The organism is Corynebacterium sp. Marseille-Q2823, from assembly GCF_903645345.1.
In the GTDB taxonomy this organism is placed as follows: domain Bacteria; phylum Actinomycetota; class Actinomycetes; order Mycobacteriales; family Mycobacteriaceae; genus Corynebacterium; species Corynebacterium hiratae.
In genome coordinates, this window is record NZ_CAHJXS010000011.1 from 1 (window position 1) to 13,971 (window position 13,971).

The 13,971-nt window shown below is 60.5% G+C and carries 12 protein-coding genes, 1 tRNA gene, 1 other RNA gene and 1 pseudogene; 13 read left to right on the forward strand and 2 right to left on the reverse strand.

Annotation, left to right across the window (positions count from 1 at the left end):
• The 6 genes and pseudogenes from HWX44_RS11380 to HWX44_RS11405 form a co-directional block, all read left to right on the forward strand.
• Positions 1-1,553, forward strand: a pseudogene (locus tag HWX44_RS11380) (hypothetical protein); the annotation flags it as partial.
• Between the two features lie 2 nt (positions 1,554-1,555).
• Positions 1,556-3,298, forward strand: a complete 1,743-nt coding sequence (locus HWX44_RS11385; protein ID WP_254868212.1) for a GAP1-N2 domain-containing protein — start codon at positions 1,556-1,558, stop codon at positions 3,296-3,298.
• Between the two features lie 321 nt (positions 3,299-3,619).
• Positions 3,620-4,129: a hypothetical protein gene (locus HWX44_RS11390; protein ID WP_254868214.1), complete on the forward strand. Its 510-nt coding sequence runs from the start codon at positions 3,620-3,622 to the stop codon at positions 4,127-4,129.
• A gap of 18 nt (positions 4,130-4,147) precedes the next feature.
• On the forward strand, positions 4,148-5,107 hold the full coding sequence (locus tag HWX44_RS11395; protein ID WP_175974734.1) for a hypothetical protein: 960 nt from the start codon (positions 4,148-4,150) through the stop codon (positions 5,105-5,107).
• On the forward strand, positions 5,107-6,117 hold the full coding sequence (locus HWX44_RS11400; protein WP_175974736.1) for a TRAFAC clade GTPase domain-containing protein: 1,011 nt from the start codon (positions 5,107-5,109) through the stop codon (positions 6,115-6,117). The genes HWX44_RS11395 and HWX44_RS11400 overlap by 1 nt, the downstream gene beginning before the upstream one ends.
• Positions 6,114-6,617 carry a hypothetical protein gene (locus HWX44_RS11405; RefSeq protein WP_175974738.1) on the forward strand — a complete coding sequence of 168 codons (504 nt, stop codon included), beginning with the start codon at positions 6,114-6,116 and terminating at the stop codon, positions 6,615-6,617. Before HWX44_RS11400 ends, HWX44_RS11405 begins: the two co-directional genes overlap by 4 nt.
• On the opposite strand, the gene HWX44_RS11410 is transcribed toward HWX44_RS11405, so the two are convergent.
• Positions 6,614-7,924 carry a hypothetical protein gene (locus HWX44_RS11410; protein ID WP_175974740.1) on the reverse strand — a complete coding sequence of 437 codons (1,311 nt, stop codon included), beginning with the start codon at positions 7,922-7,924 and terminating at the stop codon, positions 6,614-6,616. The two genes, HWX44_RS11405 and HWX44_RS11410, sit on opposite strands and share 4 nt — an antisense overlap.
• A 58-nt stretch (positions 7,925-7,982) precedes the next feature.
• Here HWX44_RS11410 and gluQRS point away from each other — a divergent pair, with 58 nt between their 5' ends.
• From gluQRS to HWX44_RS11430, 4 genes are all read left to right on the forward strand, one after another.
• Positions 7,983-8,915 (forward strand): tRNA glutamyl-Q(34) synthetase GluQRS, encoded by a 933-nt coding sequence (gene gluQRS / locus HWX44_RS11415; RefSeq protein WP_175974742.1) that lies wholly within the window; start codon positions 7,983-7,985, stop codon positions 8,913-8,915.
• 69 nt (positions 8,916-8,984) lie between these two features.
• Positions 8,985-10,556 carry a cation:proton antiporter gene (locus HWX44_RS11420; RefSeq protein WP_049157810.1) on the forward strand — a complete coding sequence of 524 codons (1,572 nt, stop codon included), beginning with the start codon at positions 8,985-8,987 and terminating at the stop codon, positions 10,554-10,556.
• Positions 10,557-10,604: 48 nt separating this feature from the next.
• Positions 10,605-10,940: a hypothetical protein gene (locus HWX44_RS11425; RefSeq protein ID WP_175974864.1), complete on the forward strand. Its 336-nt coding sequence runs from the start codon at positions 10,605-10,607 to the stop codon at positions 10,938-10,940.
• Positions 10,941-11,213: 273 nt separating this feature from the next.
• Positions 11,214-11,579 (forward strand): VOC family protein, encoded by a 366-nt coding sequence (locus HWX44_RS11430; protein ID WP_175974744.1) that lies wholly within the window; start codon positions 11,214-11,216, stop codon positions 11,577-11,579.
• 91 nt (positions 11,580-11,670) lie between these two features.
• On the opposite strand, the gene HWX44_RS11435 is transcribed toward HWX44_RS11430, so the two are convergent.
• Positions 11,671-11,759 (reverse strand) — tRNA-Ser (locus HWX44_RS11435).
• 167 nt (positions 11,760-11,926) lie between these two features.
• Between HWX44_RS11435 and ffs the strand changes: the two genes are divergently transcribed.
• The 3 genes from ffs (at position 11,927) to HWX44_RS11450 (ending at position 13,940) form a co-directional block, all read left to right on the forward strand.
• An RNA gene (gene ffs, locus HWX44_RS11440) (signal recognition particle sRNA small type) lies at positions 11,927-12,025 on the forward strand.
• An 81-nt stretch (positions 12,026-12,106) separates the two neighbouring features.
• The gene (locus tag HWX44_RS11445) at positions 12,107-13,378 is read left to right on the forward strand and encodes an aminotransferase class I/II-fold pyridoxal phosphate-dependent enzyme (protein ID WP_046648836.1); all 1,272 of its coding nucleotides are present in this window, start codon (positions 12,107-12,109) and stop codon (positions 13,376-13,378) included.
• A gap of 184 nt (positions 13,379-13,562) precedes the next feature.
• Positions 13,563-13,940, forward strand: coding sequence for a suppressor of fused domain protein (locus HWX44_RS11450; RefSeq protein WP_232751585.1), 378 nt, complete (start codon positions 13,563-13,565; stop codon positions 13,938-13,940).
• Positions 13,941-13,971: the final 31 nt, after the last annotated feature.

Sequence of the window (13,971 nt, forward strand, 5' to 3'; positions counted from 1 at the left end):
ACAAGGGCCGGGACCTTCGTGAGCTCATCAACAGCCAGCCGGTCTTTATGGGAGACACCGGCGTGGTTTTCCCACCGGTCAACGTCCAGGTTTCCACTATCAAGGGTGCTATCCAAGTGTCCTGGGACCTGCTGCCGGGACACTCGAGCGCCATGGTTTATGCGTGCCGGGATAGTGAGAAGGAAAAGCTGTCACCGCGCTTCGAACAAGACGTGGACAGCAGCGGGCGCAAGGCCACCATTCCGGTGCAGGAAGCCGGGCAGACCGTGGTCATTTCCCTGCTGGGCCAAGCGGAGTTTCACGGCGCTACCGAGCAGAGCCAGGACGAGGTTGCCGTTCAGCGTTCGGTGAAGCTGGCTAGCGAGCTTGAAAAGCTGGAGCTTTCACGCTGCGAGCGGCGCAGTGACTATGGCCAAGATTCCATTGAGGTGGACTGGTATTCGCCCAAGACCGGTGAGGTAAAGATCTATCTCACGCCGACCGCCCCGCAGGCGGATCTGCGTACGTCGGCGGTGCCGAAGACGTATGTCGAAAGTGCGTTGTCGAGTGCTATCAGCGAGACCCGCGGCGTGTCTGAGCCGGGCTCCTTCCAAACCACGACGGTGCCGTGGCCGCCGGATTGGTACGAGGTCTATATCACCCCAGTGAACTTCAACGACGCTGATGCCTGGGTCGGTGAATCCAAGGTGTTGCAGCGCGTGCAGTCCATCGAGGATGACCAGTTCCGGCTGATTGAACGCGTGGATAGCCAGCTCGTTACTTTCGACTGGCCGAAGGGCGCGACCGCCGTGGAGTACTCCACCAACCGCGAGCACGATCAGATTCGTGAGGAAGACTACGACCTCCAGGGAGGCATCCGCCTGCACCTGGATCAGCACGGCGATACCGTGCGGCTGCGGCCCTATGCGGTCTTCGCCGGTAAGCGCACCGAGGGAGAAGAACGTGTGATTCAGTACGAGGGTCTGCGCCCGGTGACGTATGACTTCGAGGTCGATTACTCCCAAGGCCAGGTCCGGGTGTTCCTCTGGAGCTTGGGTAACGGTGATAAGCGCCAGTTCTCCTGCCAGGTGGTCTACCGTGCTGACCGTCTGCCGCTTTTCCCCGAAGACGGCGAGGCGCTTGGCATCGTGGAGACCAACCTGCAGAGCACCACGCACGTTGCTCATGGTTTAGGTCCGATGCGTGGGCAGCATCCGGATTTCACGGTGTCAATTGGTGAGCACGTCCAGCGCGGGGGCTTTATCCGCCTCTTTGCGGTTGAGGGCTTTGACAGCCACGTTGATAGTTCTTTCGATAGCTTCGGCGGGCAGGATGCCTTCAGCAGTTTCTCCGAAAGCTACAGCGACCCCGCCCCCACGCTGAGCGCACTGGATAAAGCCGTAGTGGTGGAAGGCGATGTGTCCTACAGGCTGGTGCTGTACCCACCAATGCAGAATCAGACTCCCCACTATGACCAGAACTACGGTCAGCAACAGTATGAACAGCAGAGCTATGACCAGCAGAATTACGGTCTAGATTACAGCCAGGACCAGTACTACCAAGGGGGCCAGTAGGTATGGGCGGCGCTTTTAGCTATGCATCATTCTCCCGCGCCAACGGCCGCGCCGGTGGCTGGGGAGTAGGGCAGAAAGCCGGCGATATCACCCAGGAGGAGCTGGCTGAGCTGGTGTCCTTCGTACCGACATCGCTCAACAACGGCACGACGATCCCGGATTTTCCCTCCGCCCAGCAGCGCGCGGAGCTGGTCCGCCGTACCGCGGTTTTCGCGTTGACTCCTGAGGCTGAAAAGTGGGTCACCATGGTGTCTGTCCCTGCCGGGCTGGATGCGACCGGCCGCGGCGGCAACGTCTTCACCTACACGTCGATTTCGCGCACAGGAACCCCACCGGCACCGGCGACGGTCCTGTTTTCTCCTGACGTTCCAGCTCCCTTTTCCATCTATGAGGTGGATAAGGTGCAGATACCGGAGGAGATCTCGGCGCGCGGCCCGCTGCACTCGGATGTGCTGCTGGAGGAATTCCTCGATGGGGAGTTCCGCCACCCGGACAAGCTTCCCGCGCCGTTCAAAGCGGTGAGCCCAAACCCGAACCCAACCTTCAACCGCGCATTGGTATCTGCCATGGCGAAGGTGTTGAACTCTCGCAATGGCTTAGTCATTCTCGTAGCGCCCGACAACCAAGCTGCGTTGTGGATTGCCGCCACCGCCCGCGAGGTGGGAGAGGACGGTTTCGGGTTCTCCACGTTTGAGAAGGCAGCTGCCATTAATGAGTTCCCGCTGAGCACATCCACCATGCTAGTGGTACCGCCCAGCGAGAAGCAGCGTCTAGCGGAGACAGCGATCCCCGGCAATCCAGTCGTGTTTGCGCTTGATGAAGCCCTGCCAGACGTCAGCGCTTATGAAGCACGTGCTGCGGAAGAAGCTGAGGCTGTGGCCCCGGAGCCACAGGAGGAGCAGGCTGAGCTGGGTGCTGCGGCCAGCAGCACGCTCGAGCAGGCCACCACACCGAGCTTTGATGATTCCTGGGGCAAGGATCCGGCTGATTTCGGAGCGCCTGTTGCAGACTCCTCACCTTTTGCGCTCTCGGGTCATGGCTCTGCGGCTATTCCGACGAATCCCCTCGATGCGCCTGAGCCGAGCACGTCGCAGGAGAACCCATTTGCTCAGGCAGGCGCCTCATCAGTTGATTCAGAAATCGCGCAAAACCCGGCAGATAGTTCGGCTAATCCTCAGGAGGTGCAAAACACTGATGGGAGAGACGTAGCTTCTAACGCACGCCCCGTAAGCAATGGAGGAAACGCCTTCGTCCCATCGCTGAGCGGAGATGAGTACCAGAATTTAGTGCACTTCAATGCGTACTGGTGGATTCAGCATCTTGGTACGAACGTTGGTCGGTCAATTCAGCTTGCGTATTTGGATATGAGAGATTTGTCTGGTGGCTTAGACAAACGGCTAATGGCTGCGGTCGTGGCATCCTGGGCGTTTTATTTCCCGCCCTATTTCAACCTTCTTGCTTTTGATGCTCTAAGAAGGTGGAGTGGCTCTGATTTGGAACACATCGTTAATCTCACAGTGGACCTTTTTTCGGGAGTATTTCCACTACAAAAATCAGAACGGCATGCTCAAGGTCTGGCCGCGGAAGTGCTAAATGATGTCGTCGTCAAGATGGCACAGCGAGAAAACGGATTCCGCAACCAAGCCCTTCAACAGAACTCGCATTTCTCGAATTCCAGGGAACAGGGCGCTGAAGCCTTTGGCCTAATGGGATTCAAGTTTCCGGGCAACACTCAACGGAGATAGAAAATGGTGGTTAAGCAAGTGTCTGTCGAAAATAGTCAAGGGCATCCTGATCCCATGCGAAGGCAATATGAGAGTGAATTACAGAATTCACCTGCGGACCATGAAAATCTGTGGACGAATCAAGAACGCGATTTGATTCTCGACCAGTCTCCATTCGAAGAGCACGAAACAGCTGAGCTAGAGCGGTTGTCGAAAGACAATAGGGGTCCACAGAATATGGCTTTGAAGATGGAGAATCCCTTTGAACCTAGCGAAGTAACTATTGAAAAAACTGAAGTGGAAGCGGAGGAAGTCTCGCGCTGCGATGCATGCTCAAGGGAGTTGAATGCTTTCGCTCCTCGGCTTACTGCGGAGGAAAAACGTAAGCTCAGGGAATTCGATCCGCGCTGGTGGATCGAGCACTTGGATATTAACCGTGGTCGCTCAATCCAGTTGGCCTACCTCGACAAATCCTCCTTGGGTGAGGGGATGGACAAGCTGCTGATGTCCGCGATTGTTGCCTCCTGGGTTTTCTACTTCCCGCGGGATTTCAACCTCTTGGCAGAGGATGCTCTGCAGCCCTGGGAGAACCGCGAGCTCGAGCGCATCGGATACCTCACCGCTACGCACTTTGCGGGAGTCATCGCGCTGGAGCATTGCGAGCGCTATGCCACGGGGCGCGTCGCCATGTTGCTGGACGCTACGGCGCGCTTGCTTGGGGAGCACTCAGCCCCCATGCAGCAGCAACCGGGTCCAACACCCTTTGCACAGCGCACCGCGTGGTCAGACCGAGGAGTACCTCCCAGCATTCTCGGTGAGCACGGGCGAAACACGGGATTCCACGGAAGGTAAGAGAAGGAAAGAAGCGTCATGGCTAAATACACACTGCGGGACGGCGAGTCCCGCCGCATCGGCTCAGACGGCATCCTGCGCGTCGAAGCCTTCGAGATGGGAACCGGCGGCGCCTCGATGGAGCTGGCGATCCTGGGGGAGGGCGTTGACGCCGTGCGCGTCCACGATCTCTCCCTCATGGTGCACTCCTTGCCTGAGCGCGCCACCATCGTCGTGCGCCCCAAGCGGGGCGGGACGTTCGGCCTGCGCAGCGAGGTGCGCCTGACGGTGAGCAACGCGGGCGACTCGGTGACGTTCCCGCGCGTGCTTATCGACGCCGCCGAGGACTCCGCTGAGCGCCTCGCCGAGGTCACCGCGGAATCCGGCAGCTACCGTCTGGAAGCATTCGGCACCACTGAGGGCGCCGGAATTACCGACTCCGCCCGCGAGGTGCGCTCCAAGATGCGCCGCGCGGAGCTGGACGTCGCTGGCCTCGATGCCGTTACCGTGGTCGTCGATGGCTCCGCCTCCATGCAGGTCAACGTCACCCCAAAGATCGTTGAGGCGGCCGCCAAATACATCGATGCGCTTTCCGATGCCTTCCGGCACTTCCGCGCCACCGACGGCCAGGACAGCATCGAGACCCATAAGGTAGACGAGCTCACGCGCTTCATCGCGGGCGTTATTGATAACGGAGCGGAGCGCGTCGGCCAGCGCCCGTGGCGTGGGCCGACGGTGGCTTCCACAGCCTCTCTTGCCATCTACGTCACCGATTCCCCCGTGGCCTCCATGCTGGACACCCAGGTGCCCACCGTCGTGCTCATCACGAGCGCCATCGGGCGCCAGGAGTTGGAGCTTGCGCACATCAACGGAACCCCAGCTCATGTGGCGTACGCGGTGATCGACGGGGACGTCGTCAAGCAGCTCGATACCGGCGCCAACACGGAGCTTTCGGAACTGACCGATCGCGTCACCGCCATGCTGAAAGAGAGGAACTAATGAGCCAGGCACGTTGCCCGTGGACCTTTAAACCGCTCGAGGATGGTGTGACGGTGAGCCCGTACACCAACCGCGAGCTGCCGCAGGGATGGACCGACGCCGTGACGCATTGCGTGGCCATGGCCGGTGCGCGTAACTCCGGTAAGTCGCTCTACACCGCAGTGATGATCAAGCAGCTCAAGCAGCTGGCGCACAAGCACAATCGCTCCGTCCAAGCGGCGGATGAATCCACGCGCGAGCGCTACGCGGAGGTCTATGAGCGGCCGCTCTTTGAGGAGATGCGTGCCATGGACCCCACACCAAGTGCGGTGGCTACCGACGCCTACCAGCGCGATCCGCTGATTTTTGAACTCGGTAAGTGGCCGGATGAGCAGGGCCACGAGCGCATGAATTACCTGGTCTTCCGCGACGTGGCGGGCGAGGACCTGGAGAACCCTCCGGAAAACGAAGCGGACCGCGAGAACCTCGCGTTCTTCTCCCATGCGGACTTGGTGATTTTCCTCTTCGATCCGCTCCGCGTGCAGCAGATTCAGGATTTTATCCACGGTCTGATCCCGAACATTGGTGAGCTGGGCGCGGACTCTTTGCGGGTCCTGGATAACCTGCTGGATTTGCTCGATACGGAGACCCCGCCGCCGCTCGCGGTGACCATTTCCAAGTTCGATACCGTGCAGAAGCTGGAGCAGGTGGATGACGTGCGGTGGAAGAAGCTCATGGCCAACCGCGGTGCTGCCTTCCGCCGCGACACCGGGTGGAATTTCCGCGATTCGGACCGTTGGATGGTTCACCTCGAAGCTGAATCGCTGTTGCGCTTCTTGGGCGCCAACGATCTGATCAACAAGCTCTATTCGGCAGCTCCGCGCGATGGCAGCTTCTTCGTGGTCTCCGCCTTAGGGGAGGCCCCGACCGGCCGCCAGCTGGCGCGCAGCGGCATTGCGCCCTATCGTGTGCTGGATCCCATCCGCTGGCTGCTCAGCCGCCGCGGAGTTTTTGTGCAGGACGTGTCATGACTTTCGGCAGCCCGCAGTCCCCAGGAACACCACCGCTTGGCCCGTCTGCCGGGATCACGCCGGACTATCGCTTTGGACAGGTCAGCGATTCTGTTCGCCAGACCCGCCGTGCCGCCGATATGAAGGCGCAGTGGGCACCGTGGCCGCTGAAGGTCTCAGCGGTGCTGGAGGTCTTCATCACGAGCTACGCGGTATACAACATCTGCCGGCTCGTTGCCTTTGAGAACAGCCCGGCCGCGGTAAGCCGTACGGACCAGCTCTCCACGGAGCTCGGCGTGCTGCTGGGCGTGCTGGTCCTTCTCGTGTGTGTCATCACGACCTATGTGCTGCACGCGCAGCAGTCGGCGCGGATTGCCTTGACCGCTATCAGCGCCATCGTGGTATTGCTCATTCCACTGAGTTCGGTGATGCCCGCGTCGATCGTCTCCGCGGCAGTCATCGTTCTGCTGTGGTTGCCGGCGAACCGGCAGTGGTTCGGTGGACAAACGCCACAAACCTAGGCCTTCTTGCGCAGCTCCTCGAGCGCGCGGGAATTGCCCGCTGCGGCAAACAGGTTAAACGCAAAGTGATACATGTTGCGCGCGCGGTCTGCCGCGTTGGCGGCGGTGTAGCGATCCCCAAGAAGCTCAGCTACCTCCGCCATGGCGTTTTGCTCCGAAGACGTGGTGGCCTGGGACGCGGGGTGCTTCTCCAAGAAGTCGAGCAACACCTGGGTGGATTTAAACATGTCCTGAGCCTGCGTGCGCAGGCTCTCGGAATACAGAACGGTCCACTTGGCGGCTACGGGGAGGCTCTTGAGCTTCGTGGAGTCCACATAGCGTGAGGCCAGGATGTCGTAGGCCTCCTCCGGATCGCGGTGGCGAACATCGAGGGCCACGGTCTTGAGGAGGGCGTGCAGCTCACCGTCGAGGTCGCCGCAACGTTGGTACTCGCGGGCAGCGGCGGCAAAGCAGGCCACGCGCTGCTCTACATCGTCAGGGGAGTGTTGTGCGGCATCGCTGTAGAAGCGGGCCAGCATGGGCGCTGGGAGCTGCTGGTAATCTTCGTCGCTGCGTGCGTTGGAGAGGATGGTGAAGGACTGCGCAGCCACGCGTTCACAGTCGGCGGCAGAGTTGGATGCCCAGAGTGCGCCCACGGCCGATTCGAGGATGGCTTGAAGGATTGCGGCCATCGTGGCACCCGCTCCGTCGAATTTGCCTCCGGTCACAGCGTCGTTGACAGCCACGAAGTCGGCCGCATGCGCCTTTGCATCGCCGTTCTTTGCGAAATCTAGAAGTTCCTGCAGATCCGAGAGCGACGTCGTGCTGTCGGGGCTGATTGATGCATTCTCGCTAGCGGGGGCGGACTCGGAGAAATCCTTGTGGCTGGCCGCGGTGCGAGCTGCGGCGATCTCGCCCAGCGCGGTGTCGTCACCAGCCGCTGCTGCCTTGGCCGCAAATCTCTCTGCTTCTTCGGTGTTGTCGTTATCCAACCATGCGCGGGCCACACGCGTATAGCCAGTAGCTACGAGAGACGGCTGCCCGGTCAGCGCTCCAATCGAGGCAATGGTGAGGGAATCGTCGATGTTCTCGATGGTGCCAGCAGCCACGCGAAGTGTCTCCCGCGCCTCCAAGTAGTGGGCGGCAGGGACGGCATCCTCCGCACAGCCTTGGAACGTGTCGTTGGACAGCACGCGGTCGATCTGCTTGTCAATGTGGGCGGACTCAACGGTGGGAAGAGAAAGCCCCGGCGCCTGGGCACGCGCATAAGCGAGCATACGCTCGGCGTCGGCAGAATCAAGCAGGGGATACGTCGCGTCAGAAGCCATGGGGGAGATTCTAGTAGAGGACTCCGACGCGCGCGGGCCTCCTCGTAGACTGGTGGGCATGGATTCTCTCAGCCCCGCCGGGCGCTATGCCCCGAGCCCGTCCGGCGATCTGCATCTGGGTAACCTCCGCACGGCGTTGCTGGCTTGGCTCTACGCCAGGAGCAGCGGGCGCCGCTTTCTTATGCGCGTGGAGGACATTGACACGCAGCGCTCCTCGCGGGAGTCGGCGCAGCGCCAGCTGGAGGACCTCGCCGCGCTCGGCTTGGACTGGGACGGGGAAGTTATCTACCAACAGGATCGCTACGCGGCTTATGAGGAGGCGCTCGCGCAGCTTCCCACCTATGAGTGCTATTGCTCGCGCAAGGACATCCAGGAAGCCTCCCGTGCCCCACACGCCATCCCAGGACAGTACCCGGGTACCTGCCGCGCGCTTAGCGACGATCAGCGGGCCGCCAAGCGTGCCGAACTCGCCGCCCAAAACCGCGTGCCCGCCATACGCCTGCGCGCCGACGCCTCCTCCTTCACCATCCACGATGCCCTCGCCGGCGAGTACACCGGGGAGGTGGATGACTTCATCCTGCGCCGTGGCGGCCAGCCCCCGGCGGATCCGAACCAGGGCATGGACTGGGCCTATAACCTGGCGGTTGTTGTTGATGATGCCTTCCAAGGCGTCGATCAGATCGTGCGCGGTGATGATCTACTGTCTTCGGCCCCGCGCCAGGCCTACCTGGCGCACAAGCTGGGCTATCCGGAGCCGGAGTTCGTCCACGTGCCGCTCGTGCTCAACGCTGAGGGTGTGCGTTTGTCCAAGCGCGATGGGGCGGTGACCCTGCGTCAGCTGCTCGATGGGCACGGTAGGGATGCGGGGGACGTCGTCAAGCTCTTGGCTCGTTCCTTGGGATATGAGGCTTCCTCAGTAGAGGAACTGCGCCATCAGTTTCAGCCGGAGAAGCTGCCGCGAGAGGCCTTCGTTTGGGACGGTGCTGTGTAACTCCTCTCCCTCGCCGGCTGTACAGCGGTAGTCTGAGAACAAAAAATTTAACGGAGAGAGAAGCTCAGCATGGAAGTTTTGCTTGTCCTTATTGGCCTGATGCTGTTGACCGTCATCGTCAAGGCGGTAGGGGACAAAATAGGACTTCCCTGGCCGGCGCTTTTGACTATTCTTACGGCGGTGGCGGTTTCGGTGTACGCCACTTTCTCGAATGGCACATTTGAATTCTCCGTGCCCGCTGACCTCATTCTTCCCATCTTCTTGCCGCCATTGTTGTGGGCGCTGGCAAGGAGAACATCGTGGGGCGTCATTCGTGAACAGTGGATGACCATCCTGGCGCTGTCCGTGCTGCTCGTGGTAGCTACGACCCTGGCGGTGGGATTCACCGCTCGCGCATTCATGCCGGGCTTGGGGCTCGCTGCCGCCATCCTTATCGGTGCCGCGATTGCCCCGCCAGATCCGGTGGCCGTCGAGGCCGTGGCAGAACCTGCCGGTATTCCGCGGCGCATCATTTCCGTGCTGCAGATCGAAGGCCTGTTCAATGATGCCGCGTCTATTGTGGCCTTCCACCTCGCCCTGGAAGCCGTGACGAGCTCGGGTGAGATGCATGCCGGGGAAGCGGTGACGAGTTTCCTCTACTCCGCGGCGGTGGCCACCATTCTCGGGCTCGTCGTGGGGCGCGTGTCTTCGTGGTTCGTCGGCGCGGTTCACGAGGTTATCGCTCGCAACGCCTTGACGTGGGTGATTCCTTTTGCCGTGTATATCGCCGCGGAGGAGCTCGGTGCCTCCGGTGTCATCGCGGTGGTGATTGCCGCGGTGGAACTGCACTCCCGCGCGCCGATTCAGGCGGAGGACCGCCTCTCCGGCCAGTCATTCTGGGAGACCGTCGAGCTACTTTTCACGGGTGTGGCTTTCGGCCTCATTGGCTTGACCGTGTTCAGCGCCATCGACGCCGCGGGTGCGGACCTCTGGCATGCGGTCATCATCGGCGTCATCCTGTCCGTTGTTGCCTTCCTCGTGCGCTTGGTGTGGATGTACGCCTTCTATCTCATTAATAGGCGCCGCGGGAAGCCACGCCTGGCGCCGCAGCGCCTGCAGGAAGTGCTGCTTATGACGTGGTCCGGCATGCGCGGTTTGGTGACTCTTGCGCTGGTTCTGTCTGTTCCAAGTGGTTTGAGCTTCTATAACGAGTTGACCGTTATCGCCCTCGTGGTGCTGCTCATGACCATGGTGATTCCCGGCTTGTTGCTGCCGTGGCTTATGCGTCAGCTCGACCTCACTACGTATTCGCAGGCAGCCACGGATAAAATGCGCGCGACCATTACCTCCCGCGCGCGCAAAGCCGGTATCGCTGCGATGCGCGCGAAGTATGAGGAACTGGACCCCGACATTGCGGCGAATATCGCCCGATGGTTTGAGGATCGCCTCGGTGAGGATGAGGATGGCGAGGACGCTACGACTCGTCTGCGTATGGCCATCGAGGCCCGTGAGGTGGCCCTCGCGGCGCGGCGAACAGCCCTCGCCGGTGCCCAACAAGAGTTGCTGCGCCTGCGCCGCGATAGGGAATTCAACCCGATGATTGTGGACGAAGTGCTTGCCGACGTCGACCGGATGTCCCTCGGCGCAAAGAAACACAGTTGAGGGGAGTGCTGATCCGTGACTAAGAATGAGGGCGAGAGGAGCGAATCAATGGACGCCTATGAGTACGCCCAGCTGGAAGACGGCCTGGATTATCTCTACGACTTCTTCGACGCTGACTTGGAGGAGCGCGTGCGCGCCGGGCGTGAGCTGCTGCCAGAAGGCATGGAAGACATCTTGGGCGACCACACCCTGGAAGACTACGTCTGGCTGTGGATCAAAGAACCTGGTCCCAACGGTTTCCGCCAGTACCTGCGCGATGGCGGCTATGACGAGGTCGAGGTGGACGAGGCCTTCTTGCTTGCCCGCACCGAGTGGGGCATGAACACCCCGCCGCATGTGGAGTGGCTCAAGGAAGACGGTTTCGCGGCTCCCGAGTTCGATTAGGGGCGTGCAGCTGTGGGCGTTCGATGAGGCGCCTCCGTCAGCTGCAAAGGAACCAAAGTACTGGCACCTTATGCGAAACTCCGCATGCAATCACCTGGGGTTTTCCATCCTAGTCCCCGCAAATGGTGCCTTTACTTTGGGTCCTTTGCTTGAAGGCTTCAAGCCACCGCATGAAGAATCCAATAGCCTCGATTCCTAACACCGCACATGTGCAAAGGGGATTTGGAATAATCGCAACAAATCTTTGGCCCAGCGAGAAAGGTTATTCCAATCATGCGATTCGATCATTTGACGATCTTGACCCGCAATATCGAAGCCTCATGGGAGTTTTACCATCAACTTCCGAACTCCGAGGTAAAGCCATTGTCTGCTGGAGAAGGATATTTTGAAGTGTCGTTTGATGACAGCGTAATTGGCGTATTCGATTCTGCAGGTTTTGCTTCAGCCACTAACACTAGTCCGGCAACCCCCGGCGGAGCAGTAATCCAGTTTTCTGTCGAGGACGTTGACGAGTACTGGAGTCAACTTCCAGATTCCTATCGCGAGGCTTCTGCCTCACCGAAGGAAATGCCATGGGGTTCTTATTCCGCCTACATTTCGGATCCAGACGGAAACATCTTGGAGTTCTATACGTGGTGAAACGGGGGCTTCGGAGTTCTATACGTGGTGAAACGGGGGCTTCGGATAAAGAAGAAGTCCCCTGGATGATGACATCCAGGGGACTTCCCAGTGGCGGAGGATAGGGGATTTGAACCCCTGAGGGATGTGACTCCCGCACGCGTTCCAGGCGTGTGACATAGGCCGCTAGTCGAATCCTCCGCTGGAAAACATTACATGAGCCCCCTAATGAAGCAAAATCGCCAGGTCAGGGCGAAAAAGTTAAGGATGTAGTGGCTTGAGGCGGAAAGCGCGCTTGGAAGCGGAGTGGGGAGCTGGGTGGTGGGGGAGCGGTTTGGCGTCGGCAAGCAAGGCGCGCTAGGCTAGACCGCAGGATTCCGCGTGGCGTCCATCCTCTGAACTCCCCCAGGGCAGGAATGCAGCAAGGGTCAGGAGGCTCTGGCGGGTGCGCGGGGTCCCCTTTTTATTTGTGTGCTTTCACACGGGGGATGTGACGGGGCGTTAGTATGGTTGCCATATGTCCGCACTACGTCCCGGAAGGAAGACGGATGTCTCTTCTTAATCTTGAAAAGTCCGAGCTTGATGAGCTTGCCGCGCAGGTGCGCAAGGACTACGAGGCCCTCAAGGCTGAGGGGTTGGATCTTGACTTGACCCGCGGTAAGCCGTCCAAGGCGCAGCTTGATCTGTCCAACGATCTGCTCGTTCTGCCGGGGCGCGGCCACTACACCGATGCTGCGGGTAATGACCTGCGCAACTACGGCAACCAGAAGGGCATCAAGGAGCTGCGCGATCTGTGGGGCAAGCTCACCAACATGGATCCGGAGCTCCTCATTGCGGCGGACTCTTCCTCCCTGAACATCATGTATGACCTCATCCTGTGGGCCTACACCTTCGGCACCAACAGCTCTGAGAAGCCGTGGTCCAAGGAAGAGACCATCAAGTGGATCTGCCCCACCCCGGGATATGACCGCCACTTCGCCATCACGGAGTCCTTCGGCTTCGAGCTGATTTCGGTGCCGATGGAAGAAGATGGCCCGGACATCGAAGCAGTCGAGGAGCTGGCCAAGGACCCGCAGGTTAAGGGCATGTGGGTTGTGCCGATGTTCTCCAACCCCACGGGTGCCGTCATCTCGGAAGAGAAGACCCGCCGCCTCGCTGCGATGGAGACCGGCGCACCGGACTTCCGCATCGTGTGGGACAACGCTTATGCCGTGCACACACTGACCGAGGACTTCCCGGAGGTTCTGCCGATTTTGGAGATTGCGGAACAGGAAGGAAACCCGGACCGCTTCTGGGCTATGTCCTCGTCGTCGAAGATCACCTTCGCTGGCTCCGGAGTGAGCTTCTTCGGTTCCTCCGAAGATAACCTCGAGTGGTACCTGGAGCACGCCGGTATCCGCGGCATTGGCCCGAACAAGATCAACCAGCTTGCGCACTACGAGTTCTTCGGTTCCGCCGAAGGCGTGCGCGCGGTTATGCGCCGCCACGCTGCGCTGCTGGCGCCGAAGTTCGAGGCGGTTCTTCGCATCCTGGATAAGAACCTCACCCACCATGAGATCGCGGACTGGACCCACCCCAAGGGCGGCTACTTCATCTCCCTCAACGTGATGGAGGGCACCGCCACCCGCGTGTGGGAGCTGGCCCGTGACGCCGGCATTCTCCTGACCCAGGCTGGTTCGGCGTACCCATACGGCGAGGACGAGAAGGACCACAACATTCGCTTGGCTCCGTCCCTGCCCCCGCAGGAAGAAGTTGAGGCAGCCATGGATGGCGTGGCCACCTGTGTGCTGCTCGCCGCACTAGAGAAGCTGGGGGTATAAGGCAATCAACTCCGACGAGACGGCCTACTGGCTTGACCAGATCATCCCGGCTGACCTCGAGTTTAAAAACGTCGAGGGGCAGCGCCTGGGCTTAGCCTCACTGGAGGGGGATCAGTCCCTCGCCGTCACGTGTGAGTTTGCCGCCGTCGACACCGGGCTAGCGCACGCCGAGCAAAGCATCGACGTGCGCTGTGAGCTCCTCACCGTCGCCCGCACCGGGCAGGTGGAGGTGGCTGCCGCAGTGAGTGCTGCGGCAGCGTTGCTCACGGAAGCCGCAGGCTTGTTGCCCGCGCAACCGGGCCTGCTCTTGCCCAAGCTCTTTGCCGAAGACGATGAGCGCTTCGCTCACTTGAGCGTGCGTCATGGCATGCTCATCGCCCCGTACCTGTGGGGCGGCCAGACCCCGCAGGTGGCGGAGGAGGGCCGCCTGACGCTGGTGTGCCAACTGCTGATGCTGAGCGACGCCGAGTATGCCTACGCCGTCGAGGAAGGCGTGCCGGCGCTGCAGCAGGCGGTGGCAGAGCAAGGCATCGATCTGCTGGATTGGCAGCGCTCGGAGTGACGTGTCGGGTTGAGACGCTACACTGACTAAC